At 48.1% G+C, this 17855-nt stretch carries 18 protein-coding genes; 15 read left to right on the top strand and 3 right to left on the bottom strand.

Annotated features, from left to right (window positions below; genetic code table 11):
• Positions 1-59 precede the first annotated feature (59 nt).
• The 5 genes from F552_RS0100335 to F552_RS0100315 all read left to right on the top strand — a co-directional run bounded on the left by F552_RS0100335 (position 60) and on the right by F552_RS0100315 (position 4692).
• Complete coding sequence (locus F552_RS0100335; RefSeq protein WP_018149720.1) at positions 60-902, top strand: competence protein CoiA family protein; 843 nt, start codon at positions 60-62, stop codon at positions 900-902.
• A 296-nt stretch (positions 903-1198) separates the two neighbouring features.
• Positions 1199-1915 carry a hypothetical protein gene (locus F552_RS0100330; protein ID WP_018149719.1) on the top strand — a complete coding sequence of 239 codons (717 nt, stop codon included), beginning with the start codon at positions 1199-1201 and terminating at the stop codon, positions 1913-1915.
• Between the two features lie 177 nt (positions 1916-2092).
• On the top strand, positions 2093-3163 hold the full coding sequence (locus F552_RS18100) for a type IV toxin-antitoxin system AbiEi family antitoxin (RefSeq protein ID WP_018149718.1): 1071 nt from the start codon (positions 2093-2095) through the stop codon (positions 3161-3163).
• Positions 3138-3995 (top strand): nucleotidyl transferase AbiEii/AbiGii toxin family protein, encoded by an 858-nt coding sequence (locus tag F552_RS18095; RefSeq protein WP_018149717.1) that lies wholly within the window; start codon positions 3138-3140, stop codon positions 3993-3995. The genes F552_RS18100 and F552_RS18095 overlap by 26 nt, the downstream gene beginning before the upstream one ends.
• Before the next feature lie 232 nt (positions 3996-4227).
• Entirely contained in the window at positions 4228-4692 is a 465-nt protein-coding gene (locus F552_RS0100315; protein ID WP_169333552.1) for a GNAT family N-acetyltransferase, read from the top strand.
• Positions 4693-5012: 320 nt separating this feature from the next.
• Here the strand turns inward: F552_RS0100315 and F552_RS20235 are convergent, their stop codons facing one another.
• The gene (locus F552_RS20235; RefSeq protein WP_083917383.1) at positions 5013-5282 is read right to left on the bottom strand and encodes a CPCC family cysteine-rich protein; all 270 of its coding nucleotides are present in this window, start codon (positions 5280-5282) and stop codon (positions 5013-5015) included.
• Between the two features lie 110 nt (positions 5283-5392).
• A complete protein-coding gene (locus F552_RS0100305) occupies positions 5393-6112 on the bottom strand; it encodes an AbiU2 domain-containing protein (protein ID WP_018149714.1) in 720 nt (239 codons plus the stop codon).
• A gap of 231 nt (positions 6113-6343) precedes the next feature.
• On the opposite strand from F552_RS0100305, the gene F552_RS21045 reads away from it, so the two are divergent.
• Positions 6344-6583, top strand: coding sequence for a phage integrase N-terminal SAM-like domain-containing protein (locus tag F552_RS21045; RefSeq protein ID WP_083917382.1), 240 nt, complete (start codon positions 6344-6346; stop codon positions 6581-6583).
• An 837-nt stretch (positions 6584-7420) separates the two neighbouring features.
• On the opposite strand, the gene F552_RS0100285 is transcribed toward F552_RS21045, so the two are convergent.
• Positions 7421-8434, bottom strand: coding sequence for a LacI family DNA-binding transcriptional regulator (locus F552_RS0100285; RefSeq protein ID WP_211208196.1), 1014 nt, complete (start codon positions 8432-8434; stop codon positions 7421-7423).
• Positions 8435-8626: 192 nt separating this feature from the next.
• On the opposite strand from F552_RS0100285, the gene F552_RS0100280 reads away from it, so the two are divergent.
• The 9 genes from F552_RS0100280 to F552_RS18085 form a co-directional block, all read left to right on the top strand.
• Positions 8627-9661 (top strand): fatty acid desaturase, encoded by a 1035-nt coding sequence (locus F552_RS0100280; protein ID WP_018149709.1) that lies wholly within the window; start codon positions 8627-8629, stop codon positions 9659-9661.
• A 59-nt stretch (positions 9662-9720) separates the two neighbouring features.
• Entirely contained in the window at positions 9721-10035 is a 315-nt protein-coding gene (locus F552_RS0100275) for a MocE family 2Fe-2S type ferredoxin (RefSeq protein WP_018149708.1), read from the top strand.
• A gap of 4 nt (positions 10036-10039) precedes the next feature.
• The gene (locus tag F552_RS0100270; RefSeq protein WP_018149707.1) at positions 10040-11275 is read left to right on the top strand and encodes an NAD(P)/FAD-dependent oxidoreductase; all 1236 of its coding nucleotides are present in this window, start codon (positions 10040-10042) and stop codon (positions 11273-11275) included.
• Positions 11276-12136 (top strand): IolE/MocC family protein, encoded by an 861-nt coding sequence (locus F552_RS0100265; RefSeq protein WP_018149706.1) that lies wholly within the window; start codon positions 11276-11278, stop codon positions 12134-12136.
• A gap of 615 nt (positions 12137-12751) precedes the next feature.
• Positions 12752-13579: a TIM barrel protein gene (locus tag F552_RS0100260; protein ID WP_018149705.1), complete on the top strand. Its 828-nt coding sequence runs from the start codon at positions 12752-12754 to the stop codon at positions 13577-13579.
• Positions 13580-13668: 89 nt separating this feature from the next.
• Positions 13669-14589 (top strand): sugar ABC transporter substrate-binding protein, encoded by a 921-nt coding sequence (locus F552_RS0100255; protein WP_018149704.1) that lies wholly within the window; start codon positions 13669-13671, stop codon positions 14587-14589.
• A gap of 137 nt (positions 14590-14726) precedes the next feature.
• Complete coding sequence (locus tag F552_RS0100250; protein WP_018149703.1) at positions 14727-16259, top strand: sugar ABC transporter ATP-binding protein; 1533 nt, start codon at positions 14727-14729, stop codon at positions 16257-16259.
• A 103-nt stretch (positions 16260-16362) separates the two neighbouring features.
• Positions 16363-17379, top strand: coding sequence for an ABC transporter permease (locus F552_RS0100245; RefSeq protein ID WP_018149702.1), 1017 nt, complete (start codon positions 16363-16365; stop codon positions 17377-17379).
• 62 nt (positions 17380-17441) lie between these two features.
• Positions 17442-17855, top strand: a 414-nt coding sequence (locus tag F552_RS18085) for a PfkB family carbohydrate kinase (protein ID WP_033374348.1), incomplete at its 3' end; no start/stop codon positions are given.

The raw sequence follows: 17855 nt of genomic DNA, 5'->3' as shown, positions 1-17855 counted from the left end.
TTCTAATCGCATATTCATGCATACGCTAACTCCTAAGTTAACCCAAGAGGAGTTGTGACATGGACATCAGTAACCCAATGATTACTTTTGCATTAGCCGAAGATGGAAGAATGGTGCATGTGGAAGATGTGCCAACGGGTATTGATTGCAGGTGTGTTTGCCCTAGCTGTAAACACAGATTGATCGCAAAGAATGCTGGGCGAGAAAAAGCCCATCATTTTGCGCATGAAACGGGATCACACGCTGCAAAGTGTGCAGAAACGGCACTGCATCTGGCTGCCAAACAGGTCGTGCAAGATTACAAGTGGTTAGCTGTTCCTGAGGATAGTACACATCAGCAGCCAGCCGGGAACATGCATTTCTCTGAGGTAATAGTGGAGCATTGGATGAGCTCTGTCCTTGGGGAAGTGATTGTTGACTGCTTTGCCATCGCAGAGGGTGAGCCTATTGCCATAGAAATTGCTGTTCATCATAAGGTTGATGAAATCAAAACAGACAAACTAAAGCATTTAAGTATCCGAACTCTCGAAATTGATCTGAAAGATATGGTGAGTCTTCCCTGGACTTGGTCAGATCTCGAAGAGGCCGTTTTAATGGACGTGAATCGCCGATATTGGGTTGAACAGGAAGCGGAGCCGTCAGTGCCTTCGCCCCAAATTTCAGCACCTGCTTGGCAGTCTTTGACTTTTACGATTTGCGGCGCAAGCGTTTGGGTCGATAAACTCCCTTATAACTACAAAGTGAAACATCGCTTTAATGAAGATGTGAGAAAAGTTGTCGAACCGATTTGCCGGGGCAGGGGGCACTGGGAGGGTAGATATCGCAACTGGATTATTTTCGAACCGTTCATCCAGCAAGTGGTGAGTGAACTGCAAGCCTTTCAAAAGCAGTCATCAAAATAGCTGGGGTACCGGATAACGGGGGGGGCTGAGAGGGTAGGGTTGTGAAAATTCGATGTTTCTTGGTTGTGCATGGTTCTGTGCACGGCCAAAAAACTGTGCTGGCGAGCATTGAAGTCATATCAAGATTAACCAGGATTGGCTAGTTTCAAAGCGTATTGGCGGGTTGGTGAAAGCCGGTGTGATAAGTCTTCGTTGATGTTGCGTCTTCCTTCCATGGTTGCACCCTACAGATGACAGGGTTGTAGTATGCTAGGTAGATATACAATATTTCGTAGCACTTGGTGGAAGATGACTAGATGAGCGAATCTTTTGATGATGCTGAGATCGATGCGTGTGATGCGCTGCGGAGTGCAGATTCCGTCTGGGAGCCTGATGAGAGAAATGCATTTTTTGCTTCAAGTAGATCGAAGCATGCGCATGTTTCTTTGGCTGTACGTCAACAGACCGTTGCTGGTTTCAAACTTGATAATGCCGTCCCTCTCGATATTCGTGTGCATTTCGAAACCGCGAAAAACCTGTATCTATATGCCTGGTTTGTGTATCGCTTTCACCCCGTTGCTGAACACTATGCCTTAGTGTCACTGGAGTTTGCCTTAAAAGAACGTCTAATGCTTCTCCATGGTGAGAATGGCAACAAGCCCCCAAGAGGACTTTCTGATCTGTTGAAAGAAGCGTCTTCCCGTCAGTTGATCCGTAATGAAAGCTTCACCCATCGTATGCAATGGGCGCTGATGCGCGCCAAAGGACGCTTAACACATCAGAAAATCGATCAAATGATTAGTTCAGGTCAGGATTTCATTTCTTATCCGGAGGAAGAGGTGATTTTGACTCCAGAAGAGCTCGATTTTGATTGGCTGAATCATTTTATAGAACTGATCCCCAAAATTCGTAACGGCTATGCACATGGCTCAAGCACACTGGATCCGACGGTATTGTTCACCTTTGAAATTGTATGCGACATGATTAATCAGTTATTTGCCGGGGTGCAAACGTACACAGAGTTTCATAGTTAAAACATCTCGATGGGGACGCTGCATGATTCTTGGCGGGTCATGGCTTAATACCTCGACATAGTTGGTTTCAATATTAATATGTTTTCACGTTGCGTGAAAAAAATGAACTATTGAAAAAGCATTATAATTTTCATATAATTTGTAAATTCACGAAGCGTGAAAATTGGAAAAAATTGAATGAACGAGTCCGTGCGTGACATAAGGTCCTACGAATTGGGATCCAGATTACTGGAAGATGCGCTCCATGCCTTGCAGGAAAAGACGCAAATCCAGGGGGGGGGGGCTCCACTGGCGGTCACGACCCACCATCAACCCGATGCTGCGGTAGACCTTTCAATTGATGGCCAGTGCTACCATTACCTCGTGGAATGCAAAAACAAGGTCGATCGAAAAGTGCAGATCGATCAGATTGCTCTGAAACTGCAACAGATCGGCACCCCGTCTATGCTGGTGACTGAGTACCTCAGCAAGGAACTGGCCTCTTACTGCCAAACGCTTGGTCTGCAGTTTATAGATACTCATGGAAATGCATACTTGCGCGCGCCTGGGCTGTTTATCTATACAACGGGTGAAAAGAATGAGTACAAACATCAATATGAAAGAGCCCCCAAAGGGCTGACCAACCAGGCCGCACTCCGTGTCGTATTCGCGCTGCTATCAAAACCGGAACTCATCAAGGGGACATTCAAAGAAATTGCTGCCATGTCTAATGTCTCATTAGGCACCGCCCATAATGTACTTGGCGAATTGCTGCGAAGAGGGTATTTGATTGCCGATGTAAAGAATACCCGCACATTGTTGGAGCCAAGACGCCTGGCTGAAGAGTGGGCCATCAACTTCCCTTTGGCGCTTCGCACAAAGCTCAACCGTTACCGCTTTACATGCCCTGACCCTTCTTGGTGGGAGAGCGTCAATATTGCTGATTTCCATGCCTCCTGGGGATCAGAAGTAGCAGCTACAAAGATGTTCAGACATCTCAAACCATCGACGCAAACGATGTATGTGGATCCGAAGCATGGGCGAGACCTCATTGGCCGGCTGGTGAAAACGTATCGGCTCAGACCTGATCCCCACGGACAAATTGAAATTTTGGAGCGGTTTTGGTCTCCGCAGGTTGAGTCTGTTCCTGGAATAGCACCACCACTGGCCGTCTATGCCGACCTGCTCGGATTAATGGATCCAAGGGCCAAGGAAACTGCACAACTCATTATGGAGAAGTTCATTGAGCCCTCGCACTATCCTGACTGACCGTCCCATCGACCCGATCACGATAGCCATTTTGCGTGAAGTTGCTGAGGTTGCAACCACAGCGGATATAGCGCATATGCTGGTAGGTGCAACGGCGAGAGATGTATTGCTGACCCATGTGTTTGGATTGGAAACTACGCGGGCAACATATGACATCGATTTTGCAGTCGCGGTGAAGGACTGGGAGCAGTTTGATGCGCTGTGTTCAGGGCTTATTGAACGTAAAACATTTAAGGGTAGCGGAAGGGCAAAGCAGCGTCTTTACTATAAAGGTGAAAAAGGGGAATTCGACTATCACATTGACTTGGTCCCGTTCGGTGCTATCGCGAAAGGCACAATGGAAATAGCCTGGCCCCCGGACATGAAAACCATCATGAATGTAGCAGGCTACGAGGAGGTTCTGGCTGCCGCCGAGTGGGTGGAGTTTGCCCCGGGATTGATTCAAAAAGTCGTGTCGATAGCGGGCTTGGCGATTCTGAAAATCTTTGCATGGTCTGACCGTGGAAGAGAGAACCCGAAAGATGCACAAGATCTTGCATTTATTATGAAGAGTTATGCCGCGGCAGGTAATTTTGAACGTGTATACGAAATAGAGGGCGTGATTGAAGCCGGTGACTATGATCCAGACCTGGCGGGTATCTATTTGTTAGGCTTGGACATTCGGCGGATGGTCGAGAAGGAGACGCTTGATCAACTGCGACAGATCATTGAGCGCGACTTCGAAAGACTCTTGGTTGAAATGATTAGGTCGCGTCGATATCGAGAAAATGTAGAAGTGCAGGTGAGGGCGCAGTTACGCTTACTGAAGCAGGGCATTACTGGCAGTGGCTGAGCCGGTGAGCGTGTGCAGGCATGGACGAAATGGCTGGTCGAACCGTCCCGGTGAAGAGGGCACTGATTGGTGGCAAGGTACGCTGAATGAAGCGTTCATATAAAAGAACAATGCCTGATGCGTATTTTCAGATTATGCCTTTCAAAAGGTCGAAAGAGATGTAGTTGCATGTACTAACACGAAAGTGGCCGTCATTTTGCAAATGCCGATTGGAAGTGAAGGAGCATTTCCCTTGAAAAAACATAGTATTCGACCGGCATTGCCTGCAGATGCAGAGATGGTAGGCCAACTTGTTGGTGCGCTGTTTAACGAATTACGCGGTTTGCCAGATACTGCTGCATCAGAACTGGATACCCGCTTGGTAAGAAAATTGCTGGGCATGGAGGATCAAGTATTTGGTTTTCTGCTACAGGAAGATGACGAGGTTGTTGGAATTATCATGCTGGGTGAAAGAAATGCCCTTTACGCTGGTGGTACCTATGGCGTGATAACCGAGCTGTATGTGCACCCAAACAAACGCAGCCACGGCCTTGCGCAGCTTTTGATGACCAAAGCCGAAGAGTTTGCCCGGAACAGGGGCTGGACCATGTTAGAAGTTGGAGCGCCATCTGTTCCCAAATGGCAGAGATCCGTTTCTTTCTATACAAGTGTCGGTTTTCATGAAGTTGGGCCGCGTTTGCGAAAGCGACTTGAATAAGCTGGTATGTTCTATACGGTTTGCTGTGGTGAAGGAACGTCCTTTGTCTTGGGATTGCAAAATTGGCTACAGTTAATAGGATTGGCTGCAATTCGGCCAAAGCGGACACTCGACAGGTAAGTGTGGAACGACAGGTTTACACGTAATATCGGACACGTCCATTTCGCGTGTCAATTAGAATCTTGTAGAGATCCTTCACGTCAACAGTATTCTGTACCTGCTTTGGGGACTGCACGATAGTTCCTAGTGAGGCCTAACGTGAAGCTAAGCGGGCGGCAAAAGCGCAGCTTTTGACGGTCTGCTTGAGCGCAGGGTTAGAACTAGATAGTGCGCGCTGCATAGCGATACATCTCGCGTTCAGACACTGTGACGACATTTGCTTTGAATTTAGCCGCACATGCCCCAAACATAAGGAAGTTTGTGCGGCCTTCATGAAGCGAGTGGCCATGATTTGCGCCGGAGGGCTCATCAGGCTCCGAAACGCCAAAAGCATCTTGCCCCCAGAAACAGACAGGACAAATTTCATAGTCGTTGCCATCTTGGATGGTGAAGTAATCGCAACAGTCGCATTGAGCGAAGGACTCAGACATGACGAGTTCTAACGTCCAGGTTAACAGGCGCCGGTGCGCGAAGGGCACCGACACTGACCATGAAAATGGCGACGTCATGGCCAATGTTGGCGTCCACGTTGAACCGCCAGTTAGACAACATTTTCAGCCTCCCAGAAGCCCTTCGCGGCATTTTGAAGGTTATTGTCTAGGCTGTCCCACGCGAAGGATGCTCCGCGGACAATCAATCCGATATGTTCGATGATAACTTGCATCTCAGCTATTGTTTCGCCAATGTCTTTCCATTTGACACCAAGCGAGCCAATATCCAATGGTTGAAATTTCCCGCCCACCAAGTTTACATCAAGGTGGGCTGATACCTTATTTCTAATTTTCTTGAAGGAATCTAGTGCTTGCTTGTTTTCAAGCTCTTGCCAGTTGAGATTGAGGGATTTGACCAGCTCTTTGAAGTTGGCTCTCCTGTCGAGGTGCTCTCTCTCATCCATCCGCTTCAGGAGGTCCAGCACCGTTGGGTCTTTTTCTCCGACAGGCGGTTCGACGTACCAGACTGAAAATTCATCCTCCAATGTAGCCAAGAGCTTCTCGTCCTGAAGTTTATCTACGATCCTCTTGATACTCGGGGATGTGTCGTACTTATCCAAGGTTAGCTTGGCTATATCTTGGCAGCAGTACAGGAAGAGGTTGTTCTTGATAGCAAGAAAGCCTCTACCCATCGCACCTTGCCCTTTTGCCTTAATCACCGACCTGTTGAAAAGCATTGGTTCAAGCATGGCGTATCGCTCTCTCAGCCCAAGGAAACCATCCAAGAGATGTTCACTGTGTGCTTTCAGTTTTTCTAGCTCAATGCTCATATGTACTTGATTTTGTCTAACGTGAAATATACGCCTTTGCAGGTGTATATTTGGTTCATGTATGTGTATAACACGAAATGTTTAATGAATTTTCCATTGTTTTACAAGACATTGGAGTTGCCGATGCTTGACAGGACACAGTCAGATAGGACTGCTGCGCCCCGCTTGCTCGATGTGTTGCGCCTGACGATGCGAGTCAGACATTACAGCCTGCGTACGGAGCAGTAATACATCAATTGGGTACAGCGTTTTTTTGCTTTCACTCATTATCGGCACCCATGTGAGATGGGGGCTACTGAGATTAGTAGCTTCCTCACCCATTTTGCCGTTGAAGGTCTGGTATCTGCATCCACGCAAAATCAGGCATTGTCGGCGCTGTTGTTCCTCCATCGTGATGTGCTGATGCTGAACTTGCCCTGGCTGGATGAGGTAGTTCGGGCCAACTCGTCCAGACATCTGCCATCGTTTTGACTCGACAGGAGGTGGCAGCAATGCTAGCACAGACCGATGGGCTGTATGCACTGTAGCTACGTTTGTAGTACGGGACAGCACGAGACGATAATCTTTAATGTCAGCTTTGCTGTAGGTGACTGCCCGCGATATCGATGTTATCGACAGGCTGCTTTGGCCGATGATCAGCCAGAGTGCCCTTTGAGCGATAGCAGGCCTGACACTTTTTCATTGATTTGTTTCTGTGCAACCACATTGGCTTTTTTGGGGCCTGCTGTATCATCTTCTGACAGTAAAATATATTTGACCTTTTGCCCTGTGATCTCTACGTGTATGCTTTTGGCGTATTAGACTGCAAGCAGTGCACCAGCTTCTACGTCTTTACCCAGATGAGCAATAGAACCTGATAGCGGGCTCACCTGACCGACCATGATTTCTGCATCTGCATTGGTAGCCGATGCCTGCATGAGTCCGAGTAATACAAAGGATGATGTTGATAATTGCGCTTAATTTGACCCTCTCCATGAATTGAGCTATTCCACACGAATCGCCAAGGTGGGCGCATGCGTGGCGGAAGGTTTTCTACCCTGGCGATGTGCCCAACCTGACCGGAAAATCTTAGTGGTGAAGTTGCAGAATCTTTTCCTTAAAAAGCGGGTGGATATGGGCAAAAATTCTTAAAAGTGTGTGATTTATGGAATAGAAAACACATTCGCCTAGATTGGGGTAGGATGGGCCGGAGAAGCGTGGGTGAAGTGGGGGGCGTCTATCCATCAACGTATATGCAGAGTAGTTACTGGTTACCCGGGGCAGTTCAGTGGTGACTGTGCCAATTTAAGGAGCACACTAACCTCCGGATCAGACATTGGCGTTTGTATACGTAGTAAAAGGTAAAGTCACGTTAACAATTCGCTTAAAGTCTGTTTGCTTACAAGCGTGCACCATACTCTCGAGTAACTTACTGACCATCCATTCCATTGGGTGGGACAAGACGGTATCTACCACTCCATCAATCAAAGCTTGCTGAGTAATTCGGGTAAGGTCGAGGCAAATAGTTACCACATGATTATTTACCTTTGTACTCTGCAGTCCTCTGATAACACCTTCAATTCCCCCTCCGGCAACAAATAACCCAGTCAAGTCTGGATGCTGTTTGAGTAGTTCCAGTGTTGCTGATTCAGCAAGCATGATGTCTTCGAGCGAAACCAGTGTTTCTAGTACCTGAAAGTCAGGCGCATGTTCGCGAAAAAATGAGCGAAAGCTGATTTCGCTGAGTTCCTGACAAAGATATCGGTGGCTACCAACAATCAGGCCAATCTTCCCGGGTGTCCGGCAAAGTTGTTGAATTGTCCAGGCGGCCATTCTTCCTGCTTTTCGATGATCAATTCCAACGAATCCAGCACAACTCTCCGCAGTTAGATCAGACAATAGGGAAATTACTGGCTTGCCCTTATATGATAATTGTCCTATCGCCTGGTTGACCAAGGGGTGGTCAGTGGAAACCAAGGCGATCGCATCGACATGATCTCCCAAATTTAGAAGCTGATCCGAAATCACTTGCGGACTTAGGTCATCTAGATAGATCACCGTTGTTTTTGCAACTGGGAAGGGGCTTTGCTTTCCTTGTACATGAATTTGTTCACCTAGATCTTTATAAAACTGGGTGCTTTGCTTCTGTAGGATAAAGCCCAAGTGTAGGCCGGAACTTTGCTCTTTAATTCGATGCTTGATGAGTCCTATGCGCTGAAACCCCAGTTGTTCAGCTGCCTCCAAGACTTTCTGAGCTGTTTCGGGGCGAACCACGGCTCGTTTGTTGATGACACGATCAACTGTTGCGACTCCCACACCTGCCAAATGTGCGACATCTTCCATTGTAGGTTTCATATCTGTCCTTTTTTGATAGAGCTATCAATAATTTCTCGATATATATGATAGAAAATGAAATTCATTTTGATCGATGTATTGCATCATTTGTCAAGATCAAATCATACTGTATCACACAATGATTGCAAGTAATGTAATCAATAATAATCAAAATATATCCTGAAAATTGAGGTGGTGCAAATGATAGATTCTATCAAGAAACGAAGTTACAACCTGGAAGGTGACAGTGCTAAAGAAGCCGCTGCCAAGGGGCTTATTTCTGCAGAATGGTTTGCATGCAATGTCGATCGTAAAGTGATGAAGCAGCTCATGCAGCGGGATGATAAACAAGCCCTCGCGTATTTAGGCAGTTGGTTTCTGCTACTCATTGCAAGTGGGGTACTTGCATATTTTTCATGGAGCACCCTGTGGGCGATCCCTGCGTTTTTTGCCTATGGGCTTCTGTATTCGGCAGGTGAACATGGTTCGCATGAGTTATCGCACGGCACGCCCTTCAAAACGCAGTGGCTGAATATGCTATTTTTCCAGCTTACTTCTTTTATGGCACTGCATGAACCCGTTTATTGGCGTTGGAGTCATGCACGTCACCATACCGATACATTAATTGTGGGAAATGATCGGGAAATTGCCTTTCCTCGACCGTTTGGTGTGATCGGCTGGCTATTAGACTTTTTCTTTCTGAAGTCTGGCAGTATTGAATTCTTCCGAACTATCAAACACGCATTTGGTGTGGTTAGCCCTGCAACACGCTCATTTGTGCCAGCGTCAGAAATACCAAAAATGATTATTTCCAGTCGAATCCATACCCTGATATATGCGGTAACCCTGACCACGTGTGCATACAGTCATAGTATTTTGCCTGCCATGTTTGTGGTGTTGCCACGCTTTTATGGATCACCACTGACCCAAGTCTTTAATATTACTCAGCATGCTGGCTTGGCCGAAGATGTACTTGATCATCGTTTAAATACCCGTACCGTTATTTTCAATCCGGTGTCAGCTTTCATGTACATGAATATGAATTACCACATCGAACATCATATGTTTCCGATGGTTCCATTTTACAACTTGCCGAAGTTGCATGGGTTAATAAAAGATCAGTGCGCCCCTGCTTCCCAAAGTTTGTGGGAGGCTTACAAAGAAATCTTTCCCGCCATCATGCGCCAGCGCCGCGATCCGGAATATTTCATTCGCCGTGTATTGCCACAAGTCTGAAAACACTTATCAGTATACGAGCCTCATCACAGATGCTCGCCAGCTAAAGGAGAATCAACATGGGTCAATGGTTTGAGGTCTGTGAAGTAGACGATATTGACGAAGAAGATGTGGGTCGTTTTGATCACAATGGTACTAGTTACGCCATTTATCGTTCGCCAGACAGTGAGTTTTACGCTACTGCCGGGCATTGCACCCATGAAAAAGTCCATCTCTCAAATGGATTAGTGATGGATTACATCATCGAGTGCCCTAAACACAATGGACGATTTGATTATCGTACTGGTAAGGCGCAGGGGGCTCCTGTCTGTGTCAACCTGCCTACATATCCTGTAAAAGTGGAAGCGGGAAAAGTCTGGATAGAACTGGAGTAACCTCATGCATACCTTAGCACCCATCGTTATTATTGGAGCGGGTCAAGCAGGTGGGCGCTTAGCGCTTGCCTTGCGGGAGGAGGGTTTTACTGGAGCTATTAGACTCATTGGCGAAGAAAAACACCTGCCTTATCAGCGTCCACCGCTATCTAAGCAGATCTTGTTAGGCGAGGAGGTTCTAGCTCAATTACCCTTCACTAATTCTGAGCAGTTTGCCAAGCTGTCTATTGATTGGATAGCCGGGGTATCAGCAAGTCAAATCTTACCATTGGACAAACAGGTTATTCTGGACAATCAGGAAACCCTCACTTATGGAACCTTGATCTTGGCGACGGGTGGTTATCCCCGCTCCTTGTTTCTACCGGGTTGCGATAAAACTAATATCTTGTACTTAAGAAACATGGAGGATGCCAGCCGGCTTAAATCCCAGCTCTTACCTGGTCGATCAATCGGAATTATAGGTGGTGGTTTCATTGGATTGGAAATTGCCTCTTCCGCTAAACAACTTGGCTGTGAAGTTGTCGTGATAGAAACAGCAGACCGTCTAGCAAGCCGAGTCATACCAGCAGAAATTTCTGCTAGGTTGATGTCCCTTCACCAAAGGCATGGCGTAGATATTCGCTTGAGTACTGGAATTGAAAGGCTGATTCGTGATGGTAGCTCAACTCTTTTGCAGCTCAAAACAGGTGAAACAGTTTGCTGCGATGCACTGATAGCGGGAATTGGAATTGTACCGAATCAACACTTGGCAGAAGCTGCGGGTTTAGCGGTTGGCAATGGTATTTTGGTCGATCAATATCTACAAACATCTCAAACCGATATTTATGCGATTGGAGACGTAGCTGCCTTGCCTCAAGGGAATGGGCACCAACGTGTTGAAACTTGGCGCAATGCCGAACATCAAGCTCGTTTTCTGGCAAAACATTTGACCAAGAGAGAACAGGCATTTCATGACACCATGTGGTTCTGGTCAGATCAGTTTGATGAAGGATTGCAGGTGATTGGCGAGACTGGTGCGGATCTCACACCTATCATCCGTTTGCAATCAGATGAAGCTACATTAGTGATTTATCTGGATGACACTGAGCGAATACGCGGGGCAGCTGGGATGGGCAAAGAGGGTCATATTGCCAGAGAGATCAAGCTGCTTGAGCGTTTGATTGACATGCAAAAGATTATCCCTCCTTACAAATTGCTAGACCCGGCCCAATCTCTCAAATCATTGTTAAAAGGCAATTAAATGTCTACACGTTTCCAACAGCAATTAAAGGTATTTCAATCCATGTGGGGAATGGAGAACTTGTTATCTGGCGGAGAAACAGCCAGTTATGAGGAACGCCTATTACAAATTGCTGCTGCTGGTTTTGACGGGTTTACCGACCATTACTATGACCGTGATCACGTATCACGACTCGCCTCAACGTTTCAACCCTTGGGGTTGCTTGCAGAAGGGCAGGTTTTCCCTGCAACAGTTGAAGAATTGGCCCCAGCTTTGGAAAACGGGTGTGAATTTGGCTGTCATCATATTACCATTCAGGCAGATTTCAGACCTCGTTCCCTGAAAGAGGCTATTCATGTAATTGAGGGCTGGCAGCGGTTAGCCGAGCAGGTCAACTTCCCTGTTTTGGTCGAAACTCATCGATACCGGGTGACAAATGATTTGCTTTTTACCCTTGATTTACTGGATGAAATGCCTAACCTCAAGCTGTTGTCAGACCTATCCCATTATGTGGTGGCTAGAGAGTTTCCCCTGCCTCCTACTGAAGTAGATGATCAACAAATTAAAACCATACTAGATCATGGCTGGGGTTTTCATGGAAGGGTATCAAACGGGCATCAGGTTCAAGTGCCAATTCGCTTTGGTCAGCATGCAAGTTGGGTAAATATTTTCAGGCGTTGGTGGGCTTATGGGATGGCGAGTTGGCAACGACGAGCCGCGCCGACAGATACCCTCACATTTACCTGCGAACTAGGCCCTGCACCATATGCCATCACAGGAAGCGATGGGCTGGATATTACCGATCGCTGGGAGGAGGCTCTGATGCTAAAAGAATTTGCAGAAACGGCTTGGAAGGAGGCAATAGACAGCAATGTCGTGTAGGGAATATTTGACTACAAAGAATATGCATTTGTAATTAAATTCGTCAATGTACTCATCATAAGGCAAGATTTTCTGATGAAGCCGGGGTTATTCATTACGTGCGCATGCTCTTGATCAACATGCTATACATAAATTCGTTTAGCGCCATCTAAAACAGTCCTGCCATCACCGTCTCATGGACCAGCATTTCTTAACTATTTGCACTGATTGCCCTGATTTCTTGAGGTATTACCCTGAATATGTGCAGATGTGCTCAAGCTTATCCTCCAAGCTCCTATCGTTTGCGATGCCAAACCGACCTCGTATGGGACTGTCACTTTTACCTTTGTGATGCATTGTAATTTCAATTAATAACTAGCCTTGGAAATGTTGCGCTGCACAGAATTTAGCTTGCTTATATTTAGGTGTCATTGACGATAAATCGTCATCTTTCGTGGTGAAAACACAAGGTCCGTATGGTTAGATAGTCACATCGAATTTGGTTCTAGGGCAGTAACTTGAGTAGCCCGGCGAATGGGCTAAACCTTGCAGCGCTGTTGATGGGCATAAGGCTATGTGAGGGGGCTACATTTTTTTACTGCATGTTATCGCGATGTACACGTAAAGGATACACGAATGTCTATCAAGTTTTCTTTGAACCGCATGAGCATCCCAAGATCTACCTATGCCGACTTTCTGAAAGTGGCACAGAACCTGGGTGTATCCGGTATCGAAATCCGTAATGATCTGCCAGGTGTTGAAATGAACGACGGCTCCGAAGCTGCAGATATCCTTGCAGCCACCAATGCTGCAGGTGTCGAGATCGCCTCTATCAACGCGTTGCAACGTTTCGACCAGTTTGACGATGCCAAAAAAGACGAAGCCGAAAAACTGGCGCAGTATGCCAAAGCGTGCGGCGCCAAGGCAATTGTGCTGTGTCCAACCTGTGACCGTAACGACAAGCGCTCTGAAGAAAAGCGGTTTGAAGATCTGGTTCACGCCCTAAAAAATCTTGGCCCGATCCTGGAAGCTAATCATCTGACCGGTCTGATTGAGCCTCTAGGTTTCGAAATCTGTGCACTGCGTCACAAAGGTGTAGCCGTAAAAGCCATTCAGGCCAGCGGTTACGAAAATGCATTCAAGGTCGTTCATGACACTTTTCACCATTATGTCGCGGGCGAACAAGCATTTTACCCAGAGTGGACGGGGCTGATTCATATTTCTGGTGTGGAGTCTGCTCAGGTCGAGCGTCCTGGCATGCTGGATATGCACCGGGTGCTCGTGAATAAAGATGACCGCCTTGGCAATATTCCTCAACTACAATACCTGCTGAATGCCGGCTTTAAAGGCTATGTTTCATTTGAACCATTTGCTGAAGAAGTGGCATCACTGTCGGTTGAGGAGGCAGAAAAACAGCTGGGTGAAAGTATCTGTTTCATCAAGAAAGGCCTGAATCTTTCTTGATTCGTCCACAGTTTGCAGTCTGCTAGTCTGAACCGCTAGCAATTTTTTGATGTTGTTAACGTGATGCCAATAACGAGAGGAAGACACAAATGAAGAAATTCACTAAAAGTATCATTCTGGCTGCTCTGTTGCCTTTGTCTGCATTTGCAGATACCAAAATTGGTGTGAGCATGGCTCACTTCGATGACAACTTCCTGACTGTTCTGCGCGAAGGCATGTCTTCTTACGCAAAAACCCAGAAAGACGTCAATCTTCAGTTTGAAGATGCCCGTGGTGACGTGGGTCGTCAGGTGAGCCAGGTCGAGAACTTCATTTCTCAGAAAGTGGCTGCCATTGTGGTCAACCCTGCAGATACGTCTGCCACCAAACGCATGACTGAAGCGGCTCGCAAGGCTGGTATCCCGATTGTGTACGTTAACCGCAAGCCAGATGAGAAAATGGGAAATGGCGCCGCTTTTGTTGGCTCAGACAGCCTGGTGGCTGGCCATCTGCAAGGGGAATACATTGCCAAGAAGTTGAATGGTAAAGGCAATGTGGTGATTATGCAGGGCGAGTTGTCTACCGATGCCCAGCGTGATCGTACACAAGGCGTGAAAGACATTTTTGCAAAGTTCCCAGGCATCAAGGTAGTAGAAGAGCAAACGGCTAACTTTGACCGCTCTCAAGCCATTAACCTGATGAGCAAGTGGATCAGTGCCGGCGTAAAGTTTGACGCAGTTGCTGCCAATAATGACGAAATGGCGCTAGGTGCCATCATCGCCATGAAACAGGCGAAAGTTGATCCGAAGAAAATCGTGATTGGTGGCGTGGATGCAACCAAAGACGCATTGTCTTCCATGCAAAAAGGCGAATTGACCATGACCGTGTTCCAGAATGCCAAAGGTCAGGGCCAGGGTGCGATTGATGCAGCGATCAAACTGGCAAAAGGTGACAAGTCTCAAGCCAAAGACATCATGATTCCTTACGAGCTGGTGACACCACAAAACATGAAGGGCTATCTGAACCGTTAATCAGAAGCACTCTGCATGAGACGCCGGGCGTTTGTCATGAACGCCCGGTTGTCCGGAACACTGTGATACGCAAGTTCGCGTTCATATGTCCAGGTTTGTCATCGCTTATCTGCTAGCAGTTAAGTGAGAGGTGTGTCATGTCAAAAGTACAGCAACAAGAAAATTCGTCTGTCAGTCAGCAAGACGCTGAGTACATGTTTGTGGCTGAGCGTGTCTCAAAATCATTTCCTGGGGTGCAAGCCCTTAACAAAGTCTCGCTAAAAATCCGCCCCGGCATGGTCCATGCACTGATGGGCGAGAATGGCGCAGGCAAGTCCACGATGATGAAGATCGTCGCTGGCATTTATATTCCGAACGAAGGCCAGTTGTATTTCAAGGGCCAACCGATTGTGCTGAAGTCCCCTCGGGACGCGTTGGGTAAAGGCATTGCCATGATCCATCAGGAGCTGAACCTGCTGGCGTACATGACGGTTGCGGAAAACATCTGGATTGGTCGTGAACCACGCAATATGCTGGGCCTGATTGATCATGGTCAGCTGTTCGCCCAGACCCACGCGCTGCTAAGCAAGCTGGGTATTGATATCGACCCGGAAGTCGAGTTGGGTTCACTCAGTATTGCCAATCGTCAGATGGTCGAAATTGCCAAAGCCGTGTCGTTCAATTCCGATCTGCTGATCATGGATGAACCGACATCTGCCATTACCGAAAAAGAAGTGGAACACCTGTTCCGCATCATTGCCCAGCTGAAAGCTGAAGGCAAAGCGATTATCTATATCACCCACAAGATGGATGAGGTTTTCCAGATTGCGGATGATATTTCGATTTTCCGTGATGGTCATCACATTGTGACCAAGACAGCATCCGAGTTTGACCATAACTCGTTGATTACGGCCATGGTGGGGCGCGAGCTGTCTCAGGTGTTCCCGAAAGAAGACGTACCAATTGGCGATATCGCACTTTCCGTCAAGAACCTGGGTTTAAAAGGCGTTTTCAACGACGTCTCTTTTGATGTGCACTATGGCGAGATTCTTGGTGTGGCTGGGCTGATGGGCTCAGGCAGGACCGAAGTCATGGAGTCGCTATTTGGCATTAACCCTGCAAAAGAAGGTGAAATCCGCTTTGATGGACGTCAGCTGAAGATTAAATCTCCGGCCGATGCTATTCGATCTGGCATGGCATTGCTTACAGAGGATCGTAAAAAAACCGGTCTTTTCCTTAGCCTGTCTGTGGGCGAGAACATGCAGATTGCTTCTCTGCCTGACCATTGCAATATGGGGTTTGTGAAGCAAAGTGAAGTCGATGAGCTGTGCCATCAAATGGTGGGCAAGCTCAAAGTCAAAACACCTGGTCTGGATGAAATCATCGAAAACCTGAGTGGCGGTAACCAGCAAAAAGTGCTGATTGCCCGCTGGCTGCTCAACCACCCGAAAGTACTGATTCTGGACGAGCCAACCCGCGGTGTGGACGTGGGCGCCAAGGCCGAAATTCACAAACTGATCACTCAGCTAGCCAAGCAGGGTGTCGCCATCATCATGATTTCATCCGAGCTACCTGAAGTGTTGGGCATGAGCGACCGGGTGATGGTGATGCACGAAGGCAAGGTCGGCGGCATTTTATCCCGTGCAGAGGCTACCCAGGAACGGATTCTGGCGCTGGCTTCAGGCATGTAATCCAACCATTAGCTTCCAGGGCGTAGCGCAAGACCAGACTTATAACAGAATAAATGACATCCATTTAGCAACGTGATGCAAATAATATTCTAGAGGAACCATCATGAACCAAACCACTACCGTAGCCAGCTTGCCTGCTACCAAAAAACGGAAATTCAAGCTCCCGCAAGAGTTCAGCATTCTGCTGGTACTCATCGGCATTGCACTGATTTTTGAAGTACTTGGCTGGGTCAAGCGTGACCAGTCTTTCCTGTACAACCCGCAAGGCCTCTTGATCATGATTCTGCAGGTGTCAGAGATCGGCCTGATTGCGGTGGGTGTCACCATGATCATTATCGCCGGCGGGATTGATCTGGCCTCCGGCTCTGTCGTGGCTCTCTCTGCCATGGTGGCTTCCAGCTTTGCACAAGTCGTTGGTTATGATCGTGCCATTTTTCCAAGCCTTGGCGGGCTGCCTGTGATCATTCCGGTCCTGATGGGCCTGCTGATCGGGGCAATTACCGGGTTTATCAACGGAGCCGTCATCGTCAAGATGCGTGTGCCTGCATTTATCGTCACGCTGGGCATGATGGTGTCTGCACGTGGCCTGGCCCGTTACTACACCGGCGGTCAGCCTGTCAGCATGTTCACGGATGACTACTTGTGGATCGGTAGCGGTTCCAATCCGGTCATCATCTTCCTGGCCGTTGCATTGTTCTTCCATATCGTGTTGCGCTACACCCGCTTCGGCAAGTCCATCTACGCCATTGGCGGCAACGTTCAAGCGGCACGTGTTTCCGGCATTAATGTGGGTAAAAACCTGATCGCTGTGTACACCATCGCTGGTGTTTTGTCAGGTCTGGCCGGGGTGGTTGTGTCTGCTCGTGCCCAAACCGGTCAGTCTGGTATGGGGATGGGGTACGAGCTGGATGCGATTGCAGCGGCCGTGATTGGTGGTACCAGCCTGGCAGGCGGCGTGGGACGAATTACCGGTACGGTGATTGGCGCTCTGATTTTGGGTGTGATTTCCAGCGGCTTTACTTTTCTGGGGATCGATTCTTACCTGCAGGAAATCGTGAAGGGTCTGATTATCGTGATTGCCGTAGTTGCCGACCAGTTCCGCAAGAAACGCGCGAGCTAATAGCGCATGTGGATTGCCAACAAACACGCATCGAATCACTGTGAAGACTGAAAGTTTCTGAAATGAAGAATAACACCGTATTTGCCGCTGATCGCAAGCTGGACCTGATCAGCATCGGCCGGGTGGCGGTAGACCTGTACGCCCACCAGGTGGGCTCCAGGCTGCAGGACGTGGCCAGCTTCGCCAAATATCTCGGCGGCTCGTCCGGCAACATCGCCTTCGGTACCGCCCGTCTGGGGCTCAAGTCCGCCATGCTGTCCCGGGTGGGCGACGAACAGATGGGCGAGTTCCTGATCGAGACCCTGCGCACTGAAGGCTGCGACGTGTCGCAGCTCAAGCGCGACCCGGATCATCTGACCGGTCTGGTCCTGCTGGGGCTGAAGGACCGCGACAGCTTCCCGCTGTTGTTCTACCGTGACCACTGTGCCGACATGGCGCTGTGCGAAGCCGACATCGACGAAGCGTTCATTGCCACC

The sequence above is a fragment of the Leeia oryzae DSM 17879 genome (assembly GCF_000376945.1).
GTDB lineage: Bacteria > Pseudomonadota > Gammaproteobacteria > Burkholderiales > Leeiaceae > Leeia > Leeia oryzae.
This window is presented reverse-complemented; position numbering and strand designations above follow the sequence as displayed.

What these genes read in the sequence shown, in the direction of transcription:
- F552_RS0100335 (WP_018149720.1), top strand. Translation starts at nt 60, where the DNA reads ATGGACATCAGTAACCCAATGATTACTTTTGCATTAGCCGAAGATGGA.
- F552_RS0100330 (WP_018149719.1), top strand. Translation starts at nt 1,199, where the DNA reads ATGAGCGAATCTTTTGATGATGCTGAGATCGATGCGTGTGATGCGCTG.
- F552_RS18100 (WP_018149718.1), top strand. Translation starts at nt 2,093, where the DNA reads ATGAACGAGTCCGTGCGTGACATAAGGTCCTACGAATTGGGATCCAGA.
- F552_RS20235 (WP_083917383.1), bottom strand. Translation starts at nt 5,282, where the DNA reads ATGTCTGAGTCCTTCGCTCAATGCGACTGTTGCGATTACTTCACCATC.
- F552_RS0100305 (WP_018149714.1), bottom strand. Translation starts at nt 6,112, where the DNA reads ATGAGCATTGAGCTAGAAAAACTGAAAGCACACAGTGAACATCTCTTG.
- F552_RS0100285 (WP_211208196.1), bottom strand. Translation starts at nt 8,434, where the DNA reads ATGGAAGATGTCGCACATTTGGCAGGTGTGGGAGTCGCAACAGTTGAT.
- F552_RS0100280 (WP_018149709.1), top strand. Translation starts at nt 8,627, where the DNA reads ATGATAGATTCTATCAAGAAACGAAGTTACAACCTGGAAGGTGACAGT.
- F552_RS0100275 (WP_018149708.1), top strand. Translation starts at nt 9,721, where the DNA reads ATGGGTCAATGGTTTGAGGTCTGTGAAGTAGACGATATTGACGAAGAA.
- F552_RS0100270 (WP_018149707.1), top strand. Translation starts at nt 10,040, where the DNA reads ATGCATACCTTAGCACCCATCGTTATTATTGGAGCGGGTCAAGCAGGT.
- F552_RS0100265 (WP_018149706.1), top strand. Translation starts at nt 11,276, where the DNA reads ATGTCTACACGTTTCCAACAGCAATTAAAGGTATTTCAATCCATGTGG.
- F552_RS0100260 (WP_018149705.1), top strand. Translation starts at nt 12,752, where the DNA reads ATGTCTATCAAGTTTTCTTTGAACCGCATGAGCATCCCAAGATCTACC.
- F552_RS0100255 (WP_018149704.1), top strand. Translation starts at nt 13,669, where the DNA reads ATGAAGAAATTCACTAAAAGTATCATTCTGGCTGCTCTGTTGCCTTTG.
- F552_RS0100250 (WP_018149703.1), top strand. Translation starts at nt 14,727, where the DNA reads ATGTCAAAAGTACAGCAACAAGAAAATTCGTCTGTCAGTCAGCAAGAC.
- F552_RS0100245 (WP_018149702.1), top strand. Translation starts at nt 16,363, where the DNA reads ATGAACCAAACCACTACCGTAGCCAGCTTGCCTGCTACCAAAAAACGG.